We start from the raw sequence: 26,819 nt of genomic DNA on the forward strand, positions 1-26,819 counted from the left end.
CTCGGCTAGCTGTTGACCGGGTTCACACGGATCAGCCGGGTCTCGCCCGGCCGCAGCGTCACGCCGGCCGCCGGTGTGGCGTACGACGTGCCGATCCAGGCCTCGTCGATCCGCAGCCGCTGATAGTGGGTGGTGTCGGTGGCGGCCGCCCAGGTGCTGTCGACCTCCAGACGGACGTAGCGGGCGGTGGCGGCGGGCAGGTCGACGCCCTGGACGCCGCGGGCGCTGGGGAGTTGGCCGGTCCTGACCGGGCTGCCCCAGTTCCTGCTGTCGTCGCTGAGGTAGACCTTGTAGGCCTTGATCCGGGCGGACTGTTCGGTGGCCGAGCGGGCGTAGGCGACCGAGTCCTCGCGCTGGTTGAGCCCGAGGTACTGCACCTGCTTGGCCGTGCCGAGGTCGAAGGTGAGGGTGACGGGCAGGGTCTTGTCGTTGTCCCAGTAGGTCAGGTAGTCGCCGTCTGTGGCGGCGGAGCCCGGGTGGCCGCTCGCGGAGGCGCTCGCGGTCACCGTGACGCCGGTCGCGATGCCCTGGCGGCCGGCGGTGAGCACCTTGAGGACGGTGTCGTACGGGTCCCAGTTCCCGAGGCCGGTGAGCGTGAGCACGCCGCCGGACTGCGACCAGGAAACCGGCGCTCCGGTGCGGAGGTTGGTGACGGCGGCGATGCGGTAGCCGTTGTCGCGGATGCGCAGGGTGCCGCTGTTCGGCGGGGTCAGGACGTGGATGTACTGCCGGTCGGGATCGTCCTTGGCGACGGTGGTGACGCCGTGGGCGCCGTCGTTCCAGAACCCGGGTGTGAGGCCGCCGTACATGTAGCCGCCGCCCTCGGTGCCGTGCAGGGACTCCCAGATGGGGGTGAGGTAGCTGTCGGCGAAGGTGTTGAACGCGGCCTGGTTCGCCGGGAATTTGCCGTTGACCTGGGCGGTCTCGGCCATCAGGGCCTTCACCGAGGAGCCCGCGTTGGTGATGAGACGGCCGAGGGTGAGCCTCCGGTCGACGGTGGGGTCGGAGCCGTCGTACCACCAGGCGCCGGTCGACGGGAGCTTGAAGTCGGCCTCGGTGAGCCGGGGTTGGGCGGTGTAGAGCGCCTGCGGGTAGTCGTAGGCGGGCGTCATCCCCGTCTTCTGCTCATTGCTGATCATGTCCATGATTGGCGTGTCTTCGTTGTTGTTGCTGAGCGTGTAGTGGGGGCGCTTCTGGTAGATCTGCTGGTAGAGGTTGTGGCTCAGCCAGTAGTCGTTGTCGTTGTCGATCCAGAAGCCGCCGAGGTCCGGGTAGCGGTCCATGACCTCGAAGAAGTTGTCGTACGAGAACCGGCCGAAGCCGTCGCGGGTGGTCAGGTCGACGTTGTTGCCCTTGTAGGCGGAGTAGGCGGCCGAGTCGAGCCACTCGTGGCCGCCCTCGTCGTGCCACTGGGGGTCGTCGGTCATGTAGAGGATGACCTTCATGCCCTTGGCCTTGGCGGCGTTGATGAGTTCACCGAGGAAGTCCCGCTGGGTGGAGCAGGAACCGGGGATCTTCGAGGGCCAGGGGCGGGCGTAGCCGAGCCGGCTGTGGAAGGTGGCAAGGACGAGGTATTGCGTATGCAGTTTTCTGGCTTCGTTCACCCAGTAGTCCGGTGTCCAGCCGCCGCTCGTGACGTCCTTCTCCCAGGCGCCGCAACTGGTGTGGGCGGGGGCGGTGCGCAGCCCCCAGTGCAGGAAGAGGCCGCCGACCGAGGCGCGCAGGAAGGCCTGGCGGGGATTCTCCAGGTCTAGTGGGCGGGCCGGTGTGCCGCAGTGCTCGCTGGATCCGCTCGCCGACACCCGCAGCGTGCCGCCGGTGGTGGTGTGGCTGTCGGCCAGGCAGTAGCCCGTGACGTTCCGGAAGCCGATGTCGTGGGGTGACCTGGTGCCCTTCTGCGCGGTGAACCGGGTCAGCCGGACATCGCTCGCCGTGTCGGCGATGACGGCGGGCCGGCCGTCGTCGGCGGCATACCGGACCCCGCTGTCGGTGAACTGAATACCGTCGGCATTGTGCAGGTACCAGCCGTACGCCGGGCGGGTCCCGATGCTCTTCGGGTTGTAGTCCTTCGGGTCGTTGCCCGGCACACCGGTGGACATGGTGCCGTTGCCGCCCGGGACGGTGATGTCGACATGGGTGAAGGTGACCCCGCTGATGCGGTGGCCGTTCTCGCCCCACAGGGTCGGACTGAAGGAGGGGCTGCTGCCGGTGGCGGTGACGTTGTCGTACGTGACATCACTGATCGACCCGACACCGGGACTGTTGCCGCACCGTCCGCGCGTGCCGATCTTCTCCATGATCGGCGAGTGCACGTTCGTCATGGTGATGTCGCGGTAATGGACGTCGGAGATCTTCGCGCCGTCCATGGAGACCATGCCGAGGCCGGACTTGTCGGCGCCCTCGATGCGGATCTTCTCGAACTGGTAGTCCGAGAAGTCGCCGCAGGTCTCGGAGCCGAACATCAGGGCGTTGCAGCAGCGCGCCGACAGCACCGCATCACTCACCCGCACATGGCCGTTCGGGAGTTTGGTGCCGAGGGCGTAGTCACTCTTGAAGACCAGGGCGTCGTCGTTGGCGGCGATGTGCGCGTTCGTGATCGTGACGTCGGTGGTGGAGATGACGTTCCAGCCGTCGCGGTCGCTCGCGGTGTCGATGGTCAGGCGGTCGGAGACGACGTGCGTGCAGCCGTTGACCAGGGCGGCGAAGTGGCCGCCGCGGCGCAGGGTGAGGCCGTCGCCGAGCCGGAGTCCGTCGCAGCGGGTCAGCGACAGGATCTTGTCGGCCTGGCCGGACCTGGGGTTGCCGGTGATCAGACTGCCCGCGCCGTCGATGACCCCGTCGCCGGTGAAGCCGATGTCGGTCAGTTTGTCGCCGTAGATCATCGCGTTGTGGAAGTGGCTGTGCCCGTAGTCCTGGTACTTGTCGTTCGGGTTGGACTCGGGCGGGTCGTAGGTGTTCGCGGAGGAGCCCTGGATCGTGGCGCCCTGGTCGACCTGGAGCGTCACATGGCTCTTCATGTGGATGGTGTTCCGGGACTGGTAGGTGCCGGCCGGGAAGCAGACGGTGCCGCCGCCGGCCGCGTTGGCCGCGGTGATGGCCTTGTCGATGGCCGGGGAGTCGTTGGCGGAGCCGTCGCCCTTGGCGCCGAAGGCGCGTACGTCGTACACGGCGGCCGGGCGGGGCGTGGTGGGATGCGGGGCCGCGAGGGCGGCGGGGTGGCAGAGGCCGAGGACGACAGCGAGGGCGCACAGGACGGTCGCCGCCGCCCGTCTCGGGCCGGCGATGCGGGGTTTCACGGGACCGCTCCTCTAGGCGAGTTGGTAGCCGCGGAGGTTGGTGAGCAGCAGGTAGGTGTCCTGCAGGGAACCGGAGGTGTCGCCGAGGGAGCGGTAGATGCCCCACTTGGGGCGCACCCGGTCGGCGAGGAAGGTGTCGACACCGGACCTCGACCGGTCGACGACGGTGGTGGAACCGCTCTTGAGGATCCAGCGGACGGAACCGGCCGAGCCGTTGCCGACCTTGATCTGGAAGTCGACGTCCGTCCACCGGTCGTGCAGCGGGTCGAGGTCGGCGCTGCCGACGAGGATGTCGTCGGTGGCGAGCCGGAGTTCGATGGTCTGCTTGCCTCCCCCGTCCCGGCGCAGTGACTGCACGACGATCGGCGAGCTGCCGGCGCCGGGCTGCTTCATCTGCATGATGTGGGTGAAGGTGGTCGTCGCCTTGAGCGTGCTCGGGATGTACATCGAGTACGTGATCCGCCAGGTCTGGCCCTCGGTCCACTTCAGATAGCTGTTCGCTCCGGTGCGCAGCCCGGTGACCTCTTGGCGCTGGCGGTCGGTGGAGGTGTCTCGGTCGACGGTGTGGATGGTGAAGCGCCAGTCGTCGCCGGTGGCGAAGATGTGCGGGTGGCCCGCCGGGTGGGAGTGGGCGCGGTCGTCCTCGACGGTCTCGAAGGCACCGAGCCCGTCGGTCCGCGCGGACGGCGACCACTTCAACCGCCACGCGGCGGTGGAGGCGGCGGATGCCGCGGCGGCCGGCAGGTTCAGCACCGGGGACGCGGCCTGGGCCCCGGCGGCCGGCAAGCCGGCCGTGGCTGCCACGGCACCGCCGAGCGCGGCACCCAGCACCGCCCTTCTAGACGTGCTCATGACACAGAATCTCCTCGCAGCTGTTCGTTCATGATCAGGAAGGCGCCGAGCCCGTGGAAGTCGTTCACGGCCCGGGTGCGGCCGACGTAGTACGCGTAGTCGCCCACGTTGGTGCCGACGGAGATGTCGGCCAGGTTCGTACGGCCGTCGGAACCGACCGACAGCCGGGCCAGCACGCCCTGGTAGCCGTGTCGGGCCACGGCCCTGAAGCGCGGGTCCAGATAACCCTGTTGGGCGCCGCGGTCGAGGGCGTAGGCGAACATGCTGGAGCAGGAGGTCTCGGTCCAGTTGTCGGGCCGGGCGCCCTTGTCCATCACCTGGAACCAGCGCCCGGACGCCGGGTCCTGGTACTTCTCCAGTGCCGAGGCCAACGTGCGGAAGATGCCGAGCAGTTGCGGCCGTCGCGGCTGGTTCGCGGGGATCGCGTCCAGGACGTCGGTGAGGGCCATGGCGTACCAGCCGACGGCCCGGCACCAGTGCTCGGGGGCGAGCCCGGTGCCCGGATCGGCCCAGCTCGCCGACTTCGACTCGTCGTAGGCGTGCCGCAGCAGACCGTTCGCGACCTGGAGATGACGGCCGTAGACGGACAGCTGCCGGGCGGCCTCCTCGCCCGTGTACGCGCTGTCGTGGAACTCCGCGCCGTACTCGACCAGGAACGGGTTCACCATGTACGTGCCGTCCGCCCAGAGCTGGTGGGCCCGGCTGCTGGTGTCGGCGTGCCAGAAGCCGCCGTCGGAGGTGCGCGGATAGCTGCCGAGCCGGTCGCGGATCTTCTGCGCGGCCTTGCGGTAGCGGTCCTGGCCGGTCTCGTGGTGCAGGATCACCAGCAGCCGGCCCGCCTGCATGCTGTCGAGGCTGTTGAAGGGCTGGTTGATGCCGCCGTCCGCGCTCACGAACCGGTCGACGTAGGACGTGATGTACGACAGCAGACGCGGGTCGTGGGTGCGCCGGTAGACGAGGTACTGGCCGTAGAGGTACAGGCCCACCGGGTACGACCAGCCGCCGATGGAGGCCGGTGTGTAGCGGGCCATGGTGGAGTCGACGACGGCCGTGGACCAGTCGCGGGCGGCGGCCGTGCGGGCCGGGACGCCCGGCGGGACGGAAGCGGGTACGGGGGCGGCGCTCCCCCGGGACACGGCGACTGGCGCGGGGGCGGCGCTCGCCGGGGACACGACGGCCGGTGTGGGGGCGGCGCTCGCCGGCCGTACCGCGGCGGGCAGCGCGGCCAGGGTGACGGTGGTGACCACGGCGGCGGTCAGCGCCGCACGCAGGCCTCGGCGTCTCATGACCCTCCCTCTCGGTAGACGTACGCGGATGGGCGCGGAGCACGGCCCGCGTCGTACACCAGGGCATCGACGAGGTGGCGCTCCGGGGCGTACCGGCAGGCGGGGTCGGTGCGGGTGGCGTCGCCGGTCAGGGCGTACGCCTGGCAGCGGCAGCCGCCGTGGTCGACCGTGCGCAGGGCGCAGCCGCGGCACGGCTCGGGCATCCAGGCCTCACCCCGGAATGCGGTGAACGCCTTCGACTCCCGCCAGATCCAAGAGAGTTGACGCTCTTTCACGTTCGGCGGGTCCAGGCCGGGCAGAGTGGCGGCGGCCGGGCAGGGCAGCACCGTGCCGTCCGGGGCCACGGTGAGCGAGACGGCGCCCCAGCCGCCCATGCAGGGTTTCGCGGTGGCGTCCACGAGATCGGGAGCCACCCACACCAGCTCCAGCGCGTCACCGAGCCGTTCCCGCCAACGGGCCACCCGGGCGCGGGCCCGCTCGACCTGGGCGGGCGTGGGCAGCAGGGCGGCCCGGTTGCGGGCGGCCCAGCCGTGGTACTGGGTGTTGGCCAGCTCGATCCGGTCGGCGCCCCAGTCGAGGGCGAGCCGGACCAGGCCGTCGAGGTCGTCCAGGTTGCCCCGGTGCAGGACGGCGTTCAGCCCGAGGGGCAGTCCCGCCGCGCGGATCAGCCGGGCGGCGCGTTCCTTCGCGGCGAACGACCGGGCCCCCGCGATGCGTTCGGCGGCCGCCGGGTCCGCGTGCTGCACCGACAGCTGCACACTGCGCAGCCCGGCCGCGGCCAGCCCGGCCAGCCGCCGCTCGCCGAGCCCGATCCCACTGGTGACGAGCTGGGTGTACAGGCCCGCGGTGCCGGCGGCGGCCACCAGGTCGGGCAGATCGCGCCGCAGCAGCGGTTCGCCGCCGGACAGATGGGTGTGTACGACACCGAGGGCGCCCGCCTGCCGGAAGACCTCCGACCACTGCGCGGTGGTCAACTCCGCTGACCGGCCGACCAGTTCGAGCGGATTGGAGCAGTACCCGCAGCGCAGCGGGCAGGCGTGGGTGACTTCGGCGAGCAGCGCCCAGGGAGGGTCGGGGCAGCGGGAGGGTCGGGAGGCGCTGAAGGTGCGGGAGGTGCGGGAGGTGCGGTCATCTCAGCCAGCCCTCCTTCCGTAACCGGTGGAGAAATTCCGGGACTTCGGCGGCGACCGGCGCGCCGGGGTGGTGTGCGGCCAGCTCGGCGACGACGGCGGGGACGTCCCGGACGCCGTCGCACAGCCGCAGCACACACCCGGCGCTGCCGTCGAGCACCACCACCCGCTCCGGCAGCAGCAACAGGTCGGCGCCCCGGACCGGGTCGTGCCGCAGCACCACGCCCCGGGCGAGCACCGGACGCCAGGGCCTGCCCCGCAGGGTCGGCGCCGGTGTCATGGCCCGCTCCGGTCCACCGCGTCCAGCAGGGCCCACAGCACCTCGCACTTGAACTCCAGTGCCGCAACGGCCCGTTGCTGCTCCTCCAGGGTGCGGGCGCGGGCGAGGACCAGGGCGAGGGCCTGCTCGGCGTCGCGGGCGCCCTGGGTGACGCGGGTGCGGAAGTAGGCGAGGCCCGCCGGGTCGATCCACGGGTAGTGGCGTTCGAAGGCGGCGATGCGGGTGCGCATCAGATCCGGGGCGGACAGCTCGGTCAGGGAGGCCGCGACGGCCTCCAGCACCGGACGCCGCCGGCAGAAGGTGACGTACGCCTCCACCGCGAACCGCACCCCGGGCGGCACCCGGGAGGCGTCCAGAAGTTCCTCGCGGGCGAGGCCCGCCGCCTCGCCGAGCCGCAGCCAGCGCTCGATACCTCCCCCCCGCGTCGTCGGTACCGTCCTGGTCGTGGATGCGGCGCAGCCAGGCGCGGCGCTCCTCGGGCCGGTCGAGGCCCGCGGCGATCAGCGCGTCCTTGACGGGGATGTGCCGCTGGTAGTGGAAGCGGGCGGCGATCCAGCGGCGCAGTTCGGCGGGGGTCAGTTCGCCGCGGTGCATCCGCTGGTTGAAGGGGTGCCGGTCGTGGTAGCGCGTCGCGGTGACCGCGCGCAGCCGCCCGGTGAACTCGGCGGCCGGCCAGGCGGCGCGGCCGTCGAGTTCCGGTGGTGCGGCGGTCATGCGGCCGGGGGCGGCTCGGGCGGCCGGCGGTCGGCGAGCGCGTACGCGGTCACCTCCAGCGCGGTCTCCACGATGTGGTAACCAGGGCTTCGCCAGACGTTTTCATCCGATGTCTGGGGGTCGGATCGGTGCGTCACAGCGGACAGCACAGGGCTTTCGTTCATGGGTGCGTACTCGCTTTCCCGAGGGTGAGGAGTCTCGGCAGGAAGCCAGCGGGCAGGGAGGGAGGGATGCAGCGGCCTGGTCAAGGGCCGTTCACATGTATGCACCGGGTTCATCGACACGTCCGGTGGCGCGATACAGAGTTGCGGGACGGCGGGCTCCGGGTCAATGGTCCGGACCGAAAACGTCGGATGCGTTTCCGGCCAATCTCCGCTCACGGAACTGACTGACCGGTCAGTTGAAAAGGATCGCGCGGTCAGGAATGCGGCGCGCCGCGTGATCGTTCACGATGGAGTAACACCTGTCGACAACCGAAGGATCAAGAGGCTCGTGAGCAGCAAGGTCCCCCCGATCATCCTCAACAACGGCGTCGAGATGCCCCAGCTGGGCTACGGCGTCTGGCAGGTGCCGGACGACGAGGCCGAGCGGGCCGTCGCCACGGCGCTGGAAGCCGGATACCGCAGCATCGACACGGCGGCGATCTACGGCAACGAAGAGGGCACCGGCAAGGCCATCGCCGCCTCCGGCCTGCCCCGCGAGGACGTCTTCGTCACCACCAAGCTCTGGAACAGCGACCAGGGCTACGACTCCACGCTGCGCGCCTTCGACGTGTCGTTGGAGAAGCTGGGTCTCGGCTACGTCGACCTGTACCTGATCCACTGGCCGCTGCCGGCGCGCGGCCGCTACATCGACACCTACAAGGCGTTCGAGAAGCTGCTCGCCGACGGCCGGGTCCGTGCGATCGGCGTGTCCAACTTCCTTCCGGAGCACGTCGAGCGGCTGATCACCGAGACCTCGATCGTCCCGGCGGTCAACCAGATCGAGCTGCACCCGCATCTGCAGCAGCGCGCCGCCCGCGAGATCCACGCCGAACAGGGCATCGCGACCGAGGCCTGGTCGCCGCTCGGCCAGGGCAAGGGCCTGCTGGAGGTGCCGGCGATCGTCGCCATCGCGCAGAAGCACGGCTGTACGCCGGCCCAGGTCGTGCTGCGCTGGCACATCCAACTCGGCAACATCGTGATCCCGAAGTCCGTGACGCCGTCGCGGATCAAGGAGAACATCGCGGTCTTCGACTTCAGCCTGGACGACGAGGACCTCGCGGCGATCAGCGCGCTCAACGAGGACCGGCGCCTCGGCCCCGACCCGGCCACCTTCGACATGGGCTGACACCCGCCGGGCCACACGGCCGTCCGCCCCGAACGCACAGCGGGGCGGACGGCCGTGTGCCGTTTCCGGGAACCGCGTTCCGGAACCGCCTCGCGGCCCGGCACCCTCAGCCGCCCAGCCGCCCAGCCGCTCAGTCACCCGGTACGTCCGCGTGGACGATCTCGAACTCCTCCAGGGCGACCACCGTGACATGCGCCTTGGCCGCGCTCTCACGCCGGACCGAGGCCTGGCCGGCCCGGGACGCCGCGAGTGAGCCACGGTCGGCGAAGAGGACACCGACCATGCCACGCCCCCGTTCGCGGTCCAGGAAGAGGGCCGCTCCGGCGAATCCGGGCAGGACCTCCAGCCGCGGCAGCACACCGGCGTGGAAGGTGTCGGCCGCCAGGTCCGCGTCCTGCGGCGCGAGCTCCAGCCGGGTCACGCGCAGCCCGCCGCCCGCGAGGGTGCGCTGTCCCGCGTGGAAGACGACGGCCTCGTAGTTCTCGACCGCGACGGTCCCGGCGAAGGGCTGCAGCAGTTCCGGCCGCCGTACGCTCATCACCTCGTCGCTGTTGTGGCGCGCCTCCGCGGACTCCCACCAGCTGACCGTGAGCAGTTTGCCGAGCTCGCGGTCGACGAAGACCCCGGCGCCCCGGTAGCCGGGCCGCTCCTCCAGCAGGGCGTGCCCCTGCGTGTTCAGGGCCCGGATCGCCGTGCCCAGCTGCGCCGGATCGCCGGTCGCGTACACCGTTCGTACGAACATGCGCCTCACCTCCCGGAGCCGTGACCGTTCCGGCCAACGGCGGCTGATACATCCAGAAAAGTGGCTTTCTTCAGTCTTGCCATCGCCACAAATCACCGCAATACGCACAGGATTCGGGAGTTCGCAATCGGAGTATTGACAGGGACATGCGCACGGGCCCACGGTGTACGGCACTGGTAAGGAAACTTTCCTAATAGAAGGGCCCCCACCGTGCGCCTTCGAACCCTGACCCTTGCCGCCGCCTCCGGTGCCGCGCTGCTCGCCGCCGGAGTGCTGCCCGCGCACGCCTCCGCCGGCGCGGCGGCGCGGACCGCCCCGGCCTCCGCCCAGGAGGGCTCGGTCAGCGCGGCCGACCTGCTCGCCAAGGTGACGACCTGTTCGCAGATATCGAACGGCAAGTACAAGACCGACGAGGAGACATCGGCCACGGTCCCCGTGTGCGGCAAGAACGGCGCGGTGTTCTGGAAAGCCGACATGGACATCGACTGCGACGGCCAGACCACCGCCAACTGCAACAGCAGCCGCGACCCCTGGTACCAGAACGACACCGCCTTCCACCAGTCCGACGGCAAGCCGCTGAAGGCGGAGTCGCTGCCGTATGTCGTGGTGCCCAGCGCCAGCAGCATCTGGAACTACGCCGGCGCCGGCATCAAGGGCGGCGGCGTGGTCGCGGTCATCTACAACAACAAGGTGGAGTACGCCGTCGTCGGCGACACCGGCCCCACGAAGATCATCGGTGAGGCGTCGTACGCCACCGCCAAGGCGCTCGGCATCGACCCCGACCCGAAGACCGGCGGGGCCGACTCCGGCGTGACCTACATCCTGTTCAAGAACTCCAAGGTCTCCCCCATCGAGAGCCACAGCGCGGCCGTCTCCCTCGGGGACCAGCTGGCCAAGCAGTTCCTGGCCGGCAACTGACCTGTTTCCTACGTCAGTTGGGCTGTCCCAGCGGGCGTACGACCACGGTGTTGACGTCGACCCCGGCCGGCTGCCGGATCGCCCAGACCACCGATTCGGCGATCTGGTCCGCGGTCAGCAGCCGCCCCGGGGGCAGGCCGCCGGGGCCGTCCCAGAACGGGGTCTCCACCCGGCCGGGGGCGACCAGCGTCACCCCGATCCCGAACTCCGTGACCTGGCGCCGGGTGTTCTCGGCGAGCCCGGTGACCGCCCATTTGGTCGCGCCGTAGAGGTTGCCCGGGGTGTTCACGAACCCGGCGACGCTGCCGATCAGGACGATCCGGCCGCGGGTCTCCCTCAGGGCCTCGACGGAGGCCCGGACGAGCAGGGCCGGACCGAGGACATTGGTGAGCACCATCTCGGTCCAGCCGGCCGGGTCGCCCTCCGCGACGGTGTCATGGGTGGCGAAGCCGGCGTTGGCGACGACCGTGTCCAGTCGGCCATGTGTCTTGAGCGTACGGTCGACAGCGATCTGTACGTCGTCGAACGCCGAGGCGTCGCCGGGGACGGTCAGCAGTTCGCCGGGATTGCCGAGCCCGTCGGCGAAGTCCCGCAGCCGGGTCTCCGTACGGCCGGTGACGGTGACCCGGTGCCCGGCGGCCAGCAACTGCCGGGCGACGGCGGCGCCGATGCCGGTGGCGCCGCCGGTGATGAGTGCGACCGGAGAGTCGTTCACGTGAGATCCCCCCTGGATGACGGTGAGAGCGGGAGTCCACCACTTGGAGAGCTCTCGAAGTCAAGTGCGGCCGCGGGTGCGGCGTTGTGCATGCCCTCCGCCCCGGCATGCGGCCGCCCTCGGTCAGACCGGCCGTACGGCCCGGTGCACCGTGTGTGCCGTCAGGACGAAGGCATCGGGGCGCCGATGGAGGCTGCCGGGGTCGGCGGGGTCGACGAGACGGTCGAGGGCGGCCCGGTCCTCCGCGTCCAGGACGTCGGCGTGGACCTCCCGGGCACGGGTCAGCGCGGCGACGACGAAGGCGCGGACCCGGTCCGGGACGGGCGCGGGCACATCGAGGAGGAAGCTGCGGGTGCCCGTGTGCTTCAGACCGGCCGCGGCCAGCAGGGCGGGCCAGTCCTCGGTCTCGGCGACCGCGCCGGGGAGTTCGGCGCGCATCCGCGCGAAACGCTCCTCCTGGGCCGCGTCGAGGCGGGCCTGCAGTCCGGGACGGCCGAAGCCGATGTCGCGCGGCAGATAGCGGTTGGGCAGGCCGCCCTCCAGGATGGCCAGCGTGCCGCCGGGGGCGAGCCGGGCCGCGAACGCGCTGAGCGCGGCCTTCTGGTCGCCGAGGTGGTGCAGGCTGCGGCTGGCCCACAGCAGGTCCGCCGGGTACTCCAACTCCCGCAGGGATTCGGGCAGTTCACCGACAAGGGTGTCGAAGCGGTCGGCGACGCCCTGCCGGGCGGCCCGCGCTCGGGCATGCTCCAGCAGCGGTGCGGAGCCGTCGGCGGCGACCACCCGGGCGCCGGGGAACGTCTCCGCCATCAGACACGCGATCACCCCCGGTCCGCTGCCCGCGTCCACGATCAGAGCGGGCTCGGTCACCTCCTTGCCCAGCCAGGCCAGGGCGCGCGCGTACGCCGGGCTGTGCACCTCGGCCTCCGCCTCCAGCAGCGCCACCATGGCCGCCCAGTCGACGTCGTCGCCGTGGCCATGACCATGGCCTTGGCCTTGGCCTTGGCCTTGGCCGCCGTGACCGTGGTGTGCCGCATGCCCCTCGTGCCCGTGATGGTCGTGCGTCATGGTGTTCAGCCTCTCGCTCGGGTGCGGCCAGCGTGCGACGCGGCTCGGGCGGACGCCACTTTCGTTGCCGGTGCCGCAAAAAATCGCCGGGGCCTCGGCCGATACCCGACGCTGACTCTGTCGGGGTTCTTGGCGGTCTGCTCAGTCTCTGGCGGACCGCCAAGACCTCGGCCGGGGGATCCCGTGCTGGTCCAGGTAGTTCTGGAAGGCGGTCGGCGGCCGTGACGGGGGTGTTTCTCCGGTCGGCGGCCGTCGGCTGAGGCGCTCGATGTTTGCGGCGATGGCTGTGAACACGTGCTGTAAGTGGGCTTTGTGCTGTCCCCGGTAGCGGCAGCGGCGCATGCCGTGTCCGTGGGCGAGTTCGTTGATGGTGCCTTCCACTCCGGAGCGGACCGCTTAGCGGGCCTGCCATTCGGGTGTCTGCTGCTCGGCGCGGACGCGGAGTTGCAGGTCACGGAGTTCTCGCGGGGGAAAGCCCACGCTCCGGGCGTTGTCGGTGGTGGTCGTGCAGCGGGTGCGGACCGGGCAGGGACGGCACTGGCTCTTGGTGAACCGTGCCACGATCAGAGGTGCCGCGGTGGGTGAGGAGGTCGGGTAGGGGCCGTGCCATCCCGCGCTGGTCTCGCCCTGCGGGCAGGTGACCTGGCGGCGGTCGAAGTCGATGTGGAAGTCGTCGCGGCCGAAGCCGTTGTTCCTGCGGTTCTGGCGGGTGGTGTTGACCGGCAGTGGTCCGGTGACCCTGACCTGGTGTTCGCGGGCTGCCTGTTCCAGATGGACCAGGGAGGTGTAGCCGCCGTCGACCAGATGCTCGGCGGGCAGCAGCCCGCGATGCTTGAGCCGGGTGTGGATGCCGGGCAGAGCCTTCGCGTCGTACCCGGTGGCGTCGGTGGTGGCCACATCTGTGATCACGTTGACGCCGTCGGGATCACAGGTTTCGGTGAGGTGTGCGACGAACCCCTTCCAGCGGGTGATGTGTCCGCGGCGCGCGTAGCGGGCCGTCGGGTCGTAGGGCGAGACGACTGCGACGGCAGAGGGCGGCAGCCCGCCGTCCTCGGCGGTGCGCCAGCGCAGGCGGCCGGCCCCGTCGCGGTAGTAGTTCTGCACCATGATCTGCCGCAGGGCTTGGACGCGGGGACCGGACAGGCGTTCCGGCCCGTGCTGCCCGAGGTGCTCGATCAGCCGGACGGCGTCGCCTCCGGTGGCGAGGATTCTGGTCTTGGGGCGGGTGGGGTTCTTGCCCAGACGGACCGGGCGGCCGTAGCGGCGCCCCCACTCCTCGTCGACCAGGCCGGCCAGCAGGTGCGAAGCTGTGCCGGCCAGTTCTTCCAGCGCGGCGCGGACGGCCTCGGTGACCAGTTCCAGCCGGGTCAGGTCGCGGACCGCGGCCAGGACGTGGGTGGAGTCCGTGCGCTGGGTGGTGCGCTCGCGGACGAGACCGGCCTCCTTCAGGCGCGCGAGCGCGAGGTCGAGGAGACGGTCGGCTCGGCCGTCCTCGGTGAGACGGTCGCGGAAGTCGGCCAGCACGCTGTGGTGGAAGCCGGGATCGTCCAGGTCCATGGCCAGCGCGTACTTGAAATCGATGCGGCAGCGAACCGCTTCGGCCGCCTGCCGGTCCGACAGACCGAGGAGGAACTGGAGCACGCAGACGGTGGCCAGCTGGGCGGGCGAGAGGCTGGGGCGGCCGTCACGCGGGTACCAGTCGGCGAAGCCCTCGTCACCCCACAGCCCGCCCAGGTGGTCTCTCACCCACATCGCCGTTGTACCGCCCGGATTGCTCGCCCGCGCCATCTGCGCGGTCAGAGACGGGACTTGCTCACCAGAACGGGCATGGAGCGACAACGAGCACCTCGACAACTGCATCGGTCCTTGAACAGAGCCGAGCATGCCCGTTGATCACGCTGCCCCGCCGGGGATCCTCAAGATCCCCGACAGAGTCAGCGTCCGATACCCTCCGGGGCCCCGGCGGACGTCACCACGCCGGTGTCACGACAGCGGCGGGTAGGCGTTCTGCATCAACTGCTGGAACTGGGCGGAGAACCAGTGCCCGGACAGCGGCGCGTTCGGCAGGGCACCGGACATGGGGAAGTTGTTGCGGGCGTTGCCCGTGTACGTCGGGTCGCACATCCGGTCGAAGCCCTTGCCCTCGTTGTTGGGGATGGCGGTGCTGGAGCCGTCGGACTCCCCCGGCGGCTTCATGCACACATAGGCGTCGATGCCGGGGGCCGGATTGGTCTGCGGGCGTTCGCCGAGGCCGGCGCCGGCCTGGTTGCACCCGTTGCCGACGTGGATGCGGCGGTCGTAGCGGCCGCCGTCGACATAGGTGTCCACGCTGGTCTTCGGGCCCGGTCCGGCGGGGCGGGCGGTACCGCCCCAGCCGTTGCGGGAGGTGTCGATCAGCATGCCGATACCGGAGTTGAAGCCGACCGGGACCCGCTCGTTGCGGAAAGCCTGAGCGAAGGACTGCTCGTCGACGTACCGGTTCCAGTCGACCCACTTCGACTGGCGGACGGAGGTGCCGTCCCGGACGCCCCGGCGAGCAGCGAGGTTCTGGTACGAGTCATGAGTGCGGGTTCCTTCTCCGGATCGGGGGGTCATGAGTTCAGGGCGCGCAGGTGATCGCGCAGCCCGGTGCCGTAGGCGGTGGGTGTGCCGTCGTAGGCGGAGATCAGGGACGGCCCGGAGGAGCAGTGCCAGGTGTTTGTTCCAGGTCCAGCCCAGATAGGACAGGCCCCGGTCGCCGAACCACTTCATGGCCTGGTCGACGAACCCGTGCGCGCAGGTGTTCTCACCGATCTCCCCTGCGACCAGCGGCACTTGGTCGGCGACCGGGGCGAGGGTGGAGTTCCAGCAGCTCTCGGTGGCGCAGGTGTTGTAGTTGTAGCCGTGGTAAGCGGCGACGAGATTGCCGGCCGGGTCGGCGGGTCTGTACGCGGTCCACTGACCGAGGTCGTTCGCGTACGCCAGACCGCCGGCCATGATGACGTTCCTCGCGCCCGCGCCACGGATGCTGTCGACGAGGTCCTGCATACCGGCGACCTCGTACGGGATCCCGGGGCAGGTCCCGCCCTCCCGCCAGCAGTTCCAGGCGTCGGCCGTGCTCGGGCTCGCCCGGTCCGGATACGGCCCATTGAACAGGTCGAACACCGGCGCCGGGTCGTCCTTGAAGGTGCTCGCCACCGACGCCCAGAACGACGGACTGTACTGCCGGTCCGGCATCGGCTTCTGGCAGGTGGCGTGGGCGTCGGAGCAGCCGGCCGAGTTGCCGGTGTACTGGCCGTAGGACCAGTGCAGGTCGAGGATCGGGGTCATGCCGTGCGCCTCGACCCGGGCGACCAGATCCTTGACGGCGTCGATGTCGTGCGTGCCGCCGTACTCGGGCTTGATGCCGGAAACGCCCAGCCGGCACTCCTCGTTGAGCGGGATGCGTACGCCGTTCGCCTTCCAGCGGGCGATCGCCTTGATCGCGGTGTCGTCGACCGGGCCGTCCCAGATGCCGTGCCCCTGGACACACATGAACTCGCCGCCGGAGCGGTCGACGCCGTGCAGTCGGCGGGTCGTGCCCGCGGCGTCCACGAGCCGGTTGCCAGAGACGTGCAGGGCGGGCGCGGCGTACGCGGAGCTGCTCGAACAGCCGACGCGTCGCGGAGCGAGTACGGCGGGCGGCTCAGGGGCGCCGTCCTGGACCGGCGCCCCTGAGGGTCGTCCTGCCGCGCCCTCAGTCCGCCGCTGGCTTCCGGAACGCGCGCACCGCGAACACCGGGTCGGGGCGCGGGCGGTCCTGGTCCGGGAGACAGGACAGGCGGGCGGCGAACTCCTCGGTGCGCTGCTCTCCCGGCGGCAGCAGGGTGAACCAGCCGCGGCGCAGGTCGGCGATGGTGGCGCGCGGGCTGCGGCCCTGGCCGACACCGGGGAACACGGTGTCGCCGGCCGGCCGGAGCCCGTGCCGGGCGGCGTGTCCGGTGACGGTGGCGGCGGCGTCCTGGGCGATGCGGCGCGGGCGCGGGGCGAGGACGGCGTCGATGTCGCTGCCGACGTCGTGCGCCGAGGCCTTGTCGACGGTGGTGACGTAGACGCCGCCGGGCCGCAGCACCCGGGCGCACTCGGCGACGATCGCGCGGACGTCCTCGGGGTTGTCCAGCAGATGCAGCAGCCAGATGCTGGTGACCGCGTGGAAGGTGCCGGTGCGGAAGGGCAGCCGGCGGCTGTCGGCCCGTACGATCGCGCCGGGCAGCCGGGCCCGCGCCCGGCGGATCATGGCGGCGGTGAGGTCGACGCCCGTCACCCGCAGCTCGGGGCGGGCGGTGGCCAGGCGGCGGGTGACGATGCCGGTGCCGCACGCCACGTCGAGGAGATGCCCCCGCCCCTGGGGGAGATGGCCTCGTCCCCCGGGGATGAGGCCGAGCACCGCTCGGGTGGCCGCCTCGGCACGGGCCTCGCCGCCCCGGGACGCGTCATAGACGTCGGCTTCCTTGTCGTAATCGAGCACGCGCCTCAGTGTGCGCCGTGACCTGGGGCGATGTCCTCCACCCTGCGGGCGAGCGCGAAGTCCTTCGCGGTGAGTGCGCCGCCCGCGCTGTGTGTGTGGACGCTGAGGGAGACGGTGTGGTAGCCGAGGGTGAGGTCGGAGTGGTGGTCCAGTTCGTCCTGGACTGCGGCGATGTGCATGACCAGCGCCGCCGCCGCGACATGTGAGCCGAGGCGGTAGGAGCGGGTGAGCCGGTCCCCCGCCACCGACCAGCCGGGCAGCTCCGCCAGCCGGTCCTCGATCTCCTTCTGCGACAGCGGTTCTACGGCCATGGCCGGATCTCCCTTCGGGACGGCGGACGGCGGACGGCGGGGTACGGGGAGGCGCACGGGTGTGGGTACCGCCATGAGGTCAGCCTGCCACGTCGAACCTGCGCGTACTCCGCCGCTCGGCCGTCCTCGGCCCTGCGCCCGCTCCGCCACTCGGCCGTCCTCAGCGCCGCGCGAACTCCGCCGCGAGGTCGTCGGCGAGTGCGGCGATGCGGGCCCGGCCCTCCACCTGGGCCACCCAGCTGTGCGGCAGACCGGTGTCGCCGTGCAGCGTGCCCAGCAGGTTGCCGCAGACGGAGCCGGTGGAGTCGCTGTCGCCCGAGTGGTTGACGGCCAGCAGCAGCGCCAGTTCCGGGCGGGGCTCGGCGAGCGCGCAGTAGACGCCGATGGCGAGGGCCTCCTCGGCGACCCAGCCCGCGCCGAGGGACTCCACCTTCTCCGCCGTCGGCGCCCCGTCGGCGGCGAGGTCCAGCGCGGCGCGCAGGGCGGCCGTGGTCTCCGTGTGGCCGCGGTGCCGTTCCAGCAGCCGCAGGGTGCGCAGCACCGCGCCCTCCAGGGAGTCCCCGGCGACCAGGTGCGCGACGATCGCGGCGAACGCGCCCGCCGCGTAGTAGCCGGTGGGGTGGCCGTGGGTGATCTGGGCGCCGCGCGCGGCCATGGCGAAGGCCGTGTCGGCGTGGCCCGTGAGGCCGAAGGGGGCCGAGCGCATGACCGTGCCGCAGCCCTTGGAGTCGGGGTTGACCCGGCCGGGCGTGCCGTCGAGGGGGAGCGCGGGGTCGGGCGTGTACCCCTGGGCGACACCCGACAGGCAGGCGTTGCCGGGGGCGCGGCGGGAGTACAGCCAAGCCTCGGTGACCAGACCGCCGGCCGGTTCGCCGGGCTGGGCCGGTGCACCGTACGAGGGGACCGGCTGCTGGGGGCCGGGCTGGGCCGGTGCCTTCAGCTCCTGGGTCTGCAGCCAGCGCTCGTAGGCCTGGCTCAGCAGCCGGGACCAGGCGCCGCCGATGCCCTTCTCGCGCTCCCGTGCGTGCGCCTGGATCAGGGCCTCGACGGTGAACAGGGTCATCTGGGTGTCGTCGCTGATCAGGCCGACCGATCCGTGCGCGCCGGGGACGAGACCGGTGACGCCACGTGCGCCGTGCGTGGCGCGGATCCGGTCCAGGGAGGAGAACTCCACTGCGTAGCCGAGGGCGTCACCGAGCGCGCCGCCGAGCAGACAGCCGCGGACCCTGGCCCGGTACACGGCCGCGGCCTGCAGGGACACCTGAGGGGACGACGTCGGCCATGGCTGCGCCAACGGCTGGTGCATGGGATTCTCCACAACTCCTGGACTACGGTCGGACGTATGACCATTGTCACCGCCGTCCCTTCCGCGTCCGCCACCGCCCCAGCCGCCGCCGGCAAGGGTGTCGGCCCGCTGCTGCGCGCCTGGCGGGAGCGGCGCCGGGTCTCCCAGCTGGAGCTGGCGCTGCGCGCCGACTCCTCGGCCCGGCACATCAGCTTCATCGAGACCGGCCGGTCCCGGCCGAGCGAGGAGATGGTGCTGCGGCTCGCCGAGCATCTCGAGGTGCCGGTGCGGGAGCGCAACTCCCTGCTGCTGGCGGCCGGTTACGCCCCGCACTACCCGGAGACCCCGCTGGACGACCCGGCGCTGGACGCGCTGCGCGACGGCATGGAGCGCCTCATCCAGGGCTACGAGCCCTACCCGGCGCTGGTGGTCGACGCCGGCTACACGGTCGTCGCCGCGAACCGGGGCATCACGATGCTGCTGGACGGCGTGCCGGAGAAGCTGATGGCGCCGGCGCCGAACGCGATGCGGCTGACCCTGCACCCCGAGGGGATGGCGCCGCGCATCCGCAATCTGCGCGAGTGGCGCGGGCATCTGCTGGCGCAGATGGACCGGCAGATCGCCCTGCAGCGCTCGGACCAGCTGCGCGCCCTGTACGAGGAGGTGGCCGCCTACCCGGTGCCCGAGGACGCGCAGGACGACGCACCGGCCGAGCCCGTCGCGTACTTCGCGCTGCCGCTGCGCATCGAGCACGAGGGCCGGATCCTGTCGTTCGTGTCCTCGATCTCCACGTTCAACACCCCGATGGACGTCACCGTCGCCGAGCTCGCCATCGAGACGTTCCTGCCGGCCGACCCGGCGACCGCCAAGTACCTGCACACCTTGGCCGGTTGACCGCGCTCCGCCGTCCCCGATCCCCTCGGAACCGTGTGCGAAAGGGGATCACGTGGCAGACTGCCGGGGTGTCTCTGCGCACAGGGGAGGGCGTGGCGTGAGTGAGCGGCGGGCTGCGCCCACCGTGGGCCAGGTGGTGCTCGGCAAACGGCTGCAGGAGCTGCGCGAGGCGTCCGGCCTGAGCCGGGAGGAGGCCGCCCGCGTCCTCAGGGTGGCGTCGGCGACCGTACGCCGGATGGAGATGGCCGAGGTCGCGCTGAAGATCCCCTACGTGCAGGTGCTGCTGGACACCTACGGGGTGGCCGAGGAGGAGGCGGCCGCGTTCGTGCGGCTGGCCGAGGAGGCGAACCAGCCGGGCTGGTGGCAGCGGTTCCACGACGTCCTCCCGGACTGGTTCAGCCTGTACGTCAGCCTGGAGGGCGCCGCCCGGATCATCCGCTCCTACGAGCCGCACTTCATACCCGGCCTGCTGCAGACCGAGGACTACGCGCGAGCGGTGCTGGAGGCCGGGACGATCGGGCAGACCTCGCCCGGGATCGTGGAACGGCATGTGTCGCTGCGCATGGAACGCCAGCGGCTGCTGGAGCGGGACGACCCGCCCCATCTGTGGGTGATCATGGACGAGACGGTGCTGAGGCGCCCGGTGAGCGCGCGGCCCGAAGTGCTGCGGGTCCAGCTGGACAAGCTGCTCGAGTACGCCGAGCGGGACCGGGTCACGCTGCAGGTCGCCGAGTTCGCGGCGGGCCCGCACCCGGGGACGTACGCGCCGTTCACGCTGTTCCGGTTCGCCGAGCCGGAGCTGCCGGACATGGTGTTCACCGAGTATCTGACCGGCGCGCTGTATCTGGACTCCCGCCATGAGGTCGCGGCGCACCTGGAGGTGCTGGACCACATGACGGCGCGGGCCGCGTCGACACAGCGCACGCGAACCCTGCTGCGGGAGTTCCGCAAGACCTTGTGACACGACAGACCTAGGGGGAACAGCACAGCGGTACGCGGGGCGCGGGCCAACCGCCGGTTCATGCACCGGGTCGTCCGCACGGCCGCCGAGGCCGGTGTACGCCAGTTCCTCGACATCGGCACCGGCATCCCCACCGAGCCCAATCTGCACCAGGTGGCGCAGCGGGTGGCACCGGAGTCGAAGGTGGTCTACGCGGACAACGACCCGATCGTGCTCCGGCACGCCGAGGCCCTGCTGCAGAGTTCCGCCGAGGGCCGCACGGACAGTTTCCTGATCCTCTCCCAGGTCACACAGGATCCGAGCCCCGAGTGTGTGGCCACGGCCGCCGAGCTGTTCCGCAGGAGCGGCACGCCGTTCCACCCGCGCACGCTGCCCGAGTTCTGCCGCTCCTTCGGCGGCCTGGAGCTGCTCGGCCCGGGTGTCATCCCGGTGTACGGCTGGCGCCCGGACCCGGAGGACGTGACGGCCCAGGCGGAGGGGGCCGTACCGGTGTACGCGGGGGTGGCGGTCAAGCCGTGACCCGTACGGGTCTGTGAACAGGTGCGCTTCCGCGCCCGCCCCTAGGTTTGACCACGGGGGAGCCGAGGGAGCGCACGTGGTCTGCGCAGACGGCAGACCTCCGGCGACCCGGCCGACGCGGAGGAGACCTGATGCCCTCGGACTCGGTGCTGTACCAGGCGGCCGCGCTCTGCCTGACCTACCCGGACGACGATCTGATCGCCCGGCTGCCGCTGCTGCGCGAAGCCGCCCCGCAGCTGCGGACGTTCGCCGACCACGCCGCGGTCACCCCGCCGCGGGAACTGGCCGCGCACTATGTGCAGGTCTTCGGCTTCAAGAACCGGCACAGCCTGTATCTGCGCTGGTGGCACGACGGCGACTCCCGCCGGCGCGACATGTGCCTGGTCCGCTTCAAGGACGTCTACCGCGCGCACGGCCTGGAGTTCAGCGAGGAGGAGCTGCCGGACTTCCTGCCGGCGGTGCTGGAGTTCACCGCACGGACCGGCGACACCGGCCTGCTGACCGAATACCGCGACGGCCTGGAGCAGCTGCGCACCCGGCTGACCGACTACGGCACTCCGTATGCGGCCGTCCTGGACGCGGTATGCGCCACACTGCCGACCGTATGGACCGGGATGCGCTCATGAGGACCCTCCGCAACGACACGGCGGTGGCGCCCGGTGTCAGGCCGCGCCGCCCTTGGTGTCCTTGTCCTCGTCCACGATCTCCGCGTCCACCACGCCCTCCTCGTCAGCGGGGGTGCCCTGTTCCGTGGCCGGGCCCGGTTCGCCGCCGGTGGCGGAGGCGTTCGCATACATGGCCTGGCCCATCTTCTGGCTGACGGTGGCGAGTTTCTCGACGCCGGCGCGGAGTTCGCCGGTCTCCGCGTTCCGTTCCAGGAGCCCTTTCAGTTCCGTGGCCGCTTCCTGGACCTCCGTCCTGGTGTCGGCGGGGATGCGGTCCTCGTTGTCGCGGAGGAACTTCTCCGTCTGATAGACGAGTTGCTCGGCCTGGTTGCGGGTCTCGGCGGCCTCGCGGCGGTTGCGGTCCTCCTCGGCATACTGCTCCGCCTCCCGCATCATGCGGTCGATGTCCTCCTTGGGCAGTGCCGAACCGCCGGTCACCGTCATCTTCTGCTCGCGTCCCGTCGCCAGGTCCTTCGCCGAGACGTGCATGATCCCGTTCGCGTCGATGTCGAAGGCGACCTCGATCTGCGGGACGCCGCGCGGGGCGGGCGGCAGCCCGGTGAGGTCGAAGACGCCGAGCTTCTTGTTGTAGGCGGCGATCTCGCGTTCGCCCTGGTAGACCTGGATGCCGACGGAGGGCTGGTTGTCGGCGGCGGTGGTGAAGATCTCCGAACGGCGGGTGGGGATCGTGGTGTTGCGCTCGATCAGCTTGGTCATGATGCCGCCCTTGGTCTCGATGCCGAGGGACAGCGGGGTGACGTCGAGCAGCAGCACGTCCTTGACGTCGCCGCGCAGGACACCTGCCTGGAGGGCGGCGCCCACGGCGACCACCTCGTCGGGGTTGACGCCCTTGTGCGGGTCCTTGCCGGTGAGGTCGCGCACCAGGCCGGTGACGGCGGGCATCCGGGTGGAGCCGCCGACGAGGATGACGTGGTCGATCGCGGACAGCTGGATCCCGGCGTCCTGCACGGCCTGGTGGAAGGGCTTCTTGCAGCGGTCGAGCAGGTCCGCGGTCAGCTCCTGGAACTGAGCCCGCGTCAGTTTCTCCTCCAGGTGCAGCGGGCCCTCGGCGGAGGCGGTGATGTAGGGCAGGTTGATCGTGGTCTCCGAGGACGACGACAGCTCGATCTTGGCCTTCTCGGCGGCCTCCCGCAGCCGCTGCACGGCCATCTTGTCGGCGCCCAGATCGATGCCGTAACCGCCCTTGAACCGCTTCACCAGGTGCTCGACGACCCGCTGGTCCCAGTCGTCGCCGCCCAGGTGGGTGTCGCCGTTGGTGGCCTTCACCTCGATGACGCCGTCGCCGATCTCCAGCAGGGACACGTCGAAGGTGCCGCCGCCGAGGTCGAAGACCAGCACGGTCTGCTCCTCGCCGCGGTCCAGGCCGTAGGCGAGGGCGGCGGCGGTCGGCTCGTTGATGATCCTGAGCACCTTCAGGCCCGCGATCTCCCCGGCCTCCTTGGTGGCCTGCCGCTGGGCGTCGTCGAAGTACGCGGGTACGGTGATCACCGCGTCCGCGACGTCCTCGCCGAGGTAGGCCTCCGCGTCCCGCTTCAGTTTCTGCAGCACCCGCGCGGACAGCTCCTGGGCGCGCAGCCGGGTGCCGTCGACGGTGCCCTGCTCGGGGAAGCGCCAGTGGGCGTCGCCCATGTGCCGCTTCACCGAGCGGGCCGTGCGCTCCACGTTCGTCACGGCCTGCCGTTTGGCGACCTCGCCGACCAGTACCTCGCCATTCTTCGCGAACGCCACCACCGACGGTGTGGTCCGCGCACCCTCCGCGTTGGTGACGACGGTGGGCTCGCCGCCCTCCAGGAGGGCGACCACCGAGTTCGTCGTCCCGAGATCGATCCCGACCGCACGTGCCATGGTTCGTCCCCTTCCGCCAGGGCGTCACTATCAGCAGAAAACGCGCGTACGGCGCTGTCAATGCCCCAGCGGCCGGGAACGGCGATGCCGCGCCCCCTGACCTGGGACGCGGCATCGGCGCAGGAGCGTCAGGCCAGCTCGGCCGTCAGGGTGATCGTCGTACCGGCCAGGGCCTGGCTGACCGGGCAGTTCTTCTTGGCTTCCTCGGCGGCCGCGGCGAAGCCCTCCGCGTCCAGGCCGGGCACCTCGCCGCGCACGGTGAGGTGGATGCCGGTGATGCCCTCGCCGGGCTGGAAGGTGACGTCGGCCTTGGTCTCCAGCCGGGTGGGCGGGTTGCCCGCACCGGCCAGGGCGTGCGAGAGGGCCATGGAGAAGCAGCTGGAGTGGGCGCCGGCGATCAGCTCCTCGGGGCTGGTCTTCCCGTTCGCCTCCTGGGAGCGCGAGGCCCACGTGACCGGCTGCTGGGCGATGCCGGAGGAGTCGAAGGTGACGACGCCGTCGCCCTCGAGCAGGTTGCCTTCCCAGACGGTGTGTGCGGTGCGCGTGGTGGCCACGATGGTTCCTTTCACGTGGGATCCCGTTACGGGGTTTTCCGTGTCCCTATCCGATCACATCCGGGCTCATCGCACTCTGAAGACCGGCCCACGCGGCGTGAACGGAAGGTGACTTCCCTGCGGGATCAGATAGGCGTGCTCGCGGCGCAGCCGCAGCACGTCGCACCAGCCGTCGGTGATCACCAGCACCGGTGCGGCGGGCGGGAAGTCCTCGGCCCGGTGCAGCAGGTCGATGCCGGGCTGCAGGACGGTGCCGCCGCGCCCGTGCACCCGTACCCGGCCCGCGATCTCGGTGACCGGGAGGTAGCCGGCGTCGTGCGGGGCGGCGTCGCAGAAGACCACGCGGGCGGCCGGTACGTCCCGGGCCTCGGCGTAGGAGGCGATCGCGCCGAGGGCCTTGCCGAGGAGGGTGCGGTCCATCGAGCCGGAGGTGTCCAGGACCACCCCGAAGGTGCAGCGCGCGACCTCCTCGGGCGGGAACCAGCGGCCCGCGCGCGGGATTTCGGGGGTGGACGCCTGACGGCGGGCGGGGCGGGCGTAGGACCGTACGGACTCCGGGCGCGGCACGAACTCGTCGAACCAGCGGGCGAGTTGGGCGTCCCAGGGCAGCGGCGGATGGCTGAGCGCGCGGATCTCCTCGACAAGGCCGCCGGGCAGGAAGCCGCGATCCTGCGCCTGGTGCAGGTCCAGGCCGCGGCCGAGGCCGCGCCGGTAGAACTCGTCCAGGTCGACGTAGTCGCCGGGCGGGCCGAGCGGGGCGCCGAGGACGTCGCCGGTGCCCTTGCCGCGCAGGGTGGCCAGGCGGCGGATGCGGCGCAGGTCGCCGGCGAGGCGGTCGTAGACCTCCTCGCCGGACAGCCCGGTGAGCTGCGGATCGTGCAGCAGGCCCTCCGGCATGGTGCCGACGCCCATCTCGATCAGCCAGCCGTTGACGACGTAGTCGCAGGCGACGTTGAACAGAAAGGGGTCGCGGGGGCCGCAGCGGTCGCCGTGGCGCAGGGCCGCGTGCAGCATCTCGTGGGCGAGGACGAACCGCCATTCCTCGTCGTCGAACGTGCGCAGCGGGTTGATGTAGATCTCGCCGGCCTCGGGGTTCACGGCGGCGATCGCGATGCCGTGGGCGCGGGCGAGTTCGGCGTCGGCGACCAGTCTGATGCCGGCGGCGATGCCGCCGAGCAGCGGATAGGAGGAGACGAACCAGCCGAGGGCGCGCTCCCAGGGGCGTCGCGGGAGCCTCTCGCCGTCCAGGGAGTCCCGGCGGCCGCCGGCCATGTCCATCGCGGCGGACACGGTCCGGGTCAGCGCGGTGGCGAAGGCCAGCTGCCGGTCCGGGACCGGGCCCTGCCAGGGCAGCCACTCGGTGAGCACCTGGTCGGGTGTGCCGCCGGCGGTGCCGCAGTGCTCGTAGGCGGGCGGCAGGCCGTGGGCCCGCCAGCGCGCGGCGAGCCGCTCCTCGTCCCCGTCGGGATAGCTCGTGGGCAGGTCGTCGGGGGTGGTGCCGACGGGGAAGCCGAGCAGGAAACGGTTGACGACGACACAGCGGGCGGCGAGGTCGTACCGGTCGGGCTGCTCGCGCCGCCCCTTGGCCGCCGGGACGTGCCCGAAACCGAGGTGGAGGGCGGCGTGTGCGAGGGCCCAGGCCCAGGCGCCGGGCTCGGCGAGCCGCTCGGGGCGGGCGTGCACGGTGCCGTCGGAGTCGACGGCCAGCAGACCGCCCTGCGGGGCGAAGGCGCATCTCTCGCGGCGGCAGACGCCGAAGTCGACGGCGGCGAGCGCGGGGTTGGCCCGCAGCAGCCGCATCCCCTCGGCGAACGCCTCGCCGGCGAGGTCGCGCTTCTTCTTCGGTTCCGTCTTCTTCGGCCCGGTGCGGCTCACCGCCGGGCCTCCACCAGGCGGGGCATGTCGCGGGCGGCCTCGACCAGGAACCACGAGGGCAGCACGGGGTTGCCGTCGGCATCCGGCGCGATGACGGTCTGCGCGACCTCCACGGAGATCTCGGCGAGCTGCACCAGCAGCGACTTGGCGCGGTAGGCGGTCTGCCGGCCGTTCGCCGACATGTGCTCCTTGCTCACGGGCAGCTCCTTGACGAGCCGCCCGCGGAACGACTCGGCGAGGTAGTACAGCAGGTCGCGGTCCTGCGGGCGGTGCGGCCAGCGGGCGTCGCCCTTGAGGATCGCCTCGATCCCGAACCGGCTGCGGACGACCTTGACGTAGCCGCAGAACGCGGTCGCGTGCGCGGGGGTGAGCGTGCCGTGCGCGAGGACGGTCAGGGTCGGCTCGTCGAGGTCGGGACCGAAGGAGTGCAGGGCGTCGGAGAGCATGTGCCAGGAGCGGGGCGTGGAGAAGGGTTCCTCGGTCTTCGGCGGCTTGGACCACAGATGGTCGGGCCGGTCGGTGAGGTGGTCCAGGATCCAGGGGTGGATGCCGTTCTCGGCCGCCCAGGCGAGCCAGTCCGTGGCGGAGACCTCCAGATGGACATGGGCGAGCCGGTTGACCAGGGCGGACGCCAGCGGCCGGGCGAGGGCGTTGTCGGTGGCCCGGTTCCCGGCGCCGATGACGATGGACCCGCTGGGCAGCTCGTAGTTCCCGATACGGCGGTCGAGGATCAGCGAGTAGAACGCCTTCTGCACATCCGGGGTGGCCGCGTTCAGCTCGTCCAGGAACAGGCAGTACGGCTCGTTACGGGCGATGGCCTCCGGCGGGCAGAACACCGACCGCCCGTCGCGGATCTGCGGGACGCCGATCAGGTCCTCGGGGGCGAGCTGGGTACCGAGCAGACTCACGCATTCCAGGCCCAGCGAGTCGGCGAACTCCCTTACCAGGGACGACTTTCCGATGCCGGGGGCGCCCCAGAGGAAGACGGGCCGGACGGTGGCGAGGCCGAGGAGGAGTTCGGGGACGCGGGCGGGAGTGACGGTGACGGCGGCCTGCAACGCGGAGCATCCTTGGGG

At 71.3% G+C, this 26,819-nt stretch carries 21 protein-coding genes and 4 pseudogenes; 6 read left to right on the forward strand and 19 right to left on the reverse strand.

Annotated features, from left to right (window positions below; genetic code table 11):
* Positions 1 to 5: 5 nt before the first annotated feature.
* The 7 genes and pseudogenes from AB5L52_RS08865 to pqqA all read right to left on the reverse strand — a co-directional run bounded on the left by AB5L52_RS08865 (position 6) and on the right by pqqA (position 7,722).
* The gene (locus AB5L52_RS08865; RefSeq protein WP_369363219.1) at positions 6 to 3,296 is read right to left on the reverse strand and encodes a glycosyl hydrolase family 28 protein; all 3,291 of its coding nucleotides are present in this window, start codon (positions 3,294 to 3,296) and stop codon (positions 6 to 8) included.
* Between the two features lie 12 nt (positions 3,297 to 3,308).
* Positions 3,309 to 4,148 carry a heparin lyase I family protein gene (locus AB5L52_RS08870; RefSeq protein ID WP_369363220.1) on the reverse strand — a complete coding sequence of 280 codons (840 nt, stop codon included), beginning with the start codon at positions 4,146 to 4,148 and terminating at the stop codon, positions 3,309 to 3,311.
* The gene (locus tag AB5L52_RS08875) at positions 4,145 to 5,434 is read right to left on the reverse strand and encodes a glycoside hydrolase family 105 protein (protein ID WP_369363221.1); all 1,290 of its coding nucleotides are present in this window, start codon (positions 5,432 to 5,434) and stop codon (positions 4,145 to 4,147) included. Before AB5L52_RS08875 ends, AB5L52_RS08870 begins: the two co-directional genes overlap by 4 nt.
* A pseudogene (gene pqqE, locus AB5L52_RS08880) lies at positions 5,431 to 6,510 on the reverse strand (pyrroloquinoline quinone biosynthesis protein PqqE); the annotation flags it as partial. The pseudogene pqqE and the gene AB5L52_RS08875, both read right to left, overlap by 4 nt.
* Positions 6,511 to 6,562: 52 nt before the next feature.
* On the reverse strand, positions 6,563 to 6,844 hold the full coding sequence (gene pqqD / locus AB5L52_RS08885; protein WP_351575310.1) for a pyrroloquinoline quinone biosynthesis peptide chaperone PqqD: 282 nt from the start codon (positions 6,842 to 6,844) through the stop codon (positions 6,563 to 6,565).
* Positions 6,841 to 7,558: pseudogene (pqqC, locus tag AB5L52_RS08890) on the reverse strand (pyrroloquinoline-quinone synthase PqqC). The gene pqqD and the pseudogene pqqC overlap by 4 nt, the downstream one beginning before the upstream one ends.
* Positions 7,555 to 7,722: a pyrroloquinoline quinone precursor peptide PqqA gene (pqqA, locus tag AB5L52_RS08895; RefSeq protein ID WP_351026435.1), complete on the reverse strand. Its 168-nt coding sequence runs from the start codon at positions 7,720 to 7,722 to the stop codon at positions 7,555 to 7,557. Before pqqA ends, pqqC begins: the two are co-directional and overlap by 4 nt.
* A gap of 328 nt (positions 7,723 to 8,050) precedes the next feature.
* Here pqqA and AB5L52_RS08900 point away from each other — a divergent pair, with 328 nt between their 5' ends.
* Entirely contained in the window at positions 8,051 to 8,887 is an 837-nt protein-coding gene (locus tag AB5L52_RS08900; RefSeq protein ID WP_369363222.1) for an aldo/keto reductase, read from the forward strand.
* Positions 8,888 to 9,017: 130 nt separating this feature from the next.
* Here AB5L52_RS08900 and AB5L52_RS08905 read toward each other — a convergent pair whose 3' ends face one another.
* Positions 9,018 to 9,629, reverse strand: coding sequence for a hypothetical protein (locus tag AB5L52_RS08905; protein ID WP_369363223.1), 612 nt, complete (start codon positions 9,627 to 9,629; stop codon positions 9,018 to 9,020).
* Between the two features lie 210 nt (positions 9,630 to 9,839).
* Between AB5L52_RS08905 and AB5L52_RS08910 the strand changes: the two genes are divergently transcribed.
* The gene (locus AB5L52_RS08910; RefSeq protein WP_351575296.1) at positions 9,840 to 10,547 is read left to right on the forward strand and encodes a glycoside hydrolase family 75 protein; all 708 of its coding nucleotides are present in this window, start codon (positions 9,840 to 9,842) and stop codon (positions 10,545 to 10,547) included.
* 13 nt (positions 10,548 to 10,560) lie between these two features.
* On the opposite strand, the gene AB5L52_RS08915 is transcribed toward AB5L52_RS08910, so the two are convergent.
* From AB5L52_RS08915 to AB5L52_RS08945, 7 genes and pseudogenes are all read right to left on the reverse strand, one after another.
* Complete coding sequence (locus tag AB5L52_RS08915) at positions 10,561 to 11,262, reverse strand: SDR family oxidoreductase (protein ID WP_369363224.1); 702 nt, start codon at positions 11,260 to 11,262, stop codon at positions 10,561 to 10,563.
* A 123-nt stretch (positions 11,263 to 11,385) separates the two neighbouring features.
* On the reverse strand, positions 11,386 to 12,327 hold the full coding sequence (locus AB5L52_RS08920) for a trans-aconitate 2-methyltransferase (protein ID WP_369363225.1): 942 nt from the start codon (positions 12,325 to 12,327) through the stop codon (positions 11,386 to 11,388).
* 141 nt (positions 12,328 to 12,468) lie between these two features.
* Positions 12,469 to 14,211: pseudogene (locus AB5L52_RS08925) on the reverse strand (IS1182 family transposase).
* 99 nt (positions 14,212 to 14,310) lie between these two features.
* Entirely contained in the window at positions 14,311 to 15,900 is a 1,590-nt protein-coding gene (locus AB5L52_RS08930; RefSeq protein WP_369363226.1) for a glycoside hydrolase family 6 protein, read from the reverse strand.
* Between the two features lie 142 nt (positions 15,901 to 16,042).
* The gene (locus AB5L52_RS08935) at positions 16,043 to 16,813 is read right to left on the reverse strand and encodes a class I SAM-dependent methyltransferase (protein ID WP_351570568.1); all 771 of its coding nucleotides are present in this window, start codon (positions 16,811 to 16,813) and stop codon (positions 16,043 to 16,045) included.
* A gap of 5 nt (positions 16,814 to 16,818) precedes the next feature.
* Positions 16,819 to 17,124: a 4a-hydroxytetrahydrobiopterin dehydratase gene (locus AB5L52_RS08940; RefSeq protein WP_369363229.1), complete on the reverse strand. Its 306-nt coding sequence runs from the start codon at positions 17,122 to 17,124 to the stop codon at positions 16,819 to 16,821.
* A gap of 160 nt (positions 17,125 to 17,284) precedes the next feature.
* Positions 17,285 to 18,430 carry an ADP-ribosylglycohydrolase family protein gene (locus AB5L52_RS08945; RefSeq protein ID WP_369363231.1) on the reverse strand — a complete coding sequence of 382 codons (1,146 nt, stop codon included), beginning with the start codon at positions 18,428 to 18,430 and terminating at the stop codon, positions 17,285 to 17,287.
* A gap of 36 nt (positions 18,431 to 18,466) precedes the next feature.
* Here AB5L52_RS08945 and AB5L52_RS08950 point away from each other — a divergent pair, with 36 nt between their 5' ends.
* From AB5L52_RS08950 to narJ, 4 genes and pseudogenes are all read left to right on the forward strand, one after another.
* Positions 18,467 to 19,303 (forward strand): helix-turn-helix domain-containing protein, encoded by an 837-nt coding sequence (locus AB5L52_RS08950; protein WP_369363233.1) that lies wholly within the window; start codon positions 18,467 to 18,469, stop codon positions 19,301 to 19,303.
* A gap of 97 nt (positions 19,304 to 19,400) precedes the next feature.
* Positions 19,401 to 20,264, forward strand: a complete 864-nt coding sequence (locus tag AB5L52_RS08955; RefSeq protein WP_351026417.1) for a helix-turn-helix transcriptional regulator — start codon at positions 19,401 to 19,403, stop codon at positions 20,262 to 20,264.
* A 30-nt stretch (positions 20,265 to 20,294) separates the two neighbouring features.
* Positions 20,295 to 20,783, forward strand: a pseudogene (locus tag AB5L52_RS08960) (SAM-dependent methyltransferase); the annotation flags it as partial.
* A 131-nt stretch (positions 20,784 to 20,914) separates the two neighbouring features.
* Positions 20,915 to 21,409 (forward strand): nitrate reductase molybdenum cofactor assembly chaperone, encoded by a 495-nt coding sequence (narJ, locus tag AB5L52_RS08965; RefSeq protein WP_369363236.1) that lies wholly within the window; start codon positions 20,915 to 20,917, stop codon positions 21,407 to 21,409.
* A 36-nt stretch (positions 21,410 to 21,445) separates the two neighbouring features.
* Here the strand turns inward: narJ and dnaK are convergent, their stop codons facing one another.
* From dnaK to AB5L52_RS08985, 4 genes are all read right to left on the reverse strand, one after another.
* Positions 21,446 to 23,314 (reverse strand): molecular chaperone DnaK, encoded by a 1,869-nt coding sequence (gene dnaK / locus AB5L52_RS08970; RefSeq protein WP_351026413.1) that lies wholly within the window; start codon positions 23,312 to 23,314, stop codon positions 21,446 to 21,448.
* Between the two features lie 128 nt (positions 23,315 to 23,442).
* Positions 23,443 to 23,868, reverse strand: a complete 426-nt coding sequence (locus tag AB5L52_RS08975) for an OsmC family peroxiredoxin (RefSeq protein WP_351026411.1) — start codon at positions 23,866 to 23,868, stop codon at positions 23,443 to 23,445.
* 66 nt (positions 23,869 to 23,934) lie between these two features.
* Positions 23,935 to 25,743: a hypothetical protein gene (locus tag AB5L52_RS08980; protein ID WP_369363239.1), complete on the reverse strand. Its 1,809-nt coding sequence runs from the start codon at positions 25,741 to 25,743 to the stop codon at positions 23,935 to 23,937.
* Entirely contained in the window at positions 25,740 to 26,801 is a 1,062-nt protein-coding gene (locus tag AB5L52_RS08985) for a MoxR family ATPase (protein ID WP_351026409.1), read from the reverse strand. The genes AB5L52_RS08980 and AB5L52_RS08985 overlap by 4 nt, the downstream gene beginning before the upstream one ends.
* Positions 26,802 to 26,819: the final 18 nt, after the last annotated feature.

The organism is Streptomyces sp. CG4, assembly GCF_041080655.1.
Lineage (GTDB): Bacteria > Actinomycetota > Actinomycetes > Streptomycetales > Streptomycetaceae > Streptomyces.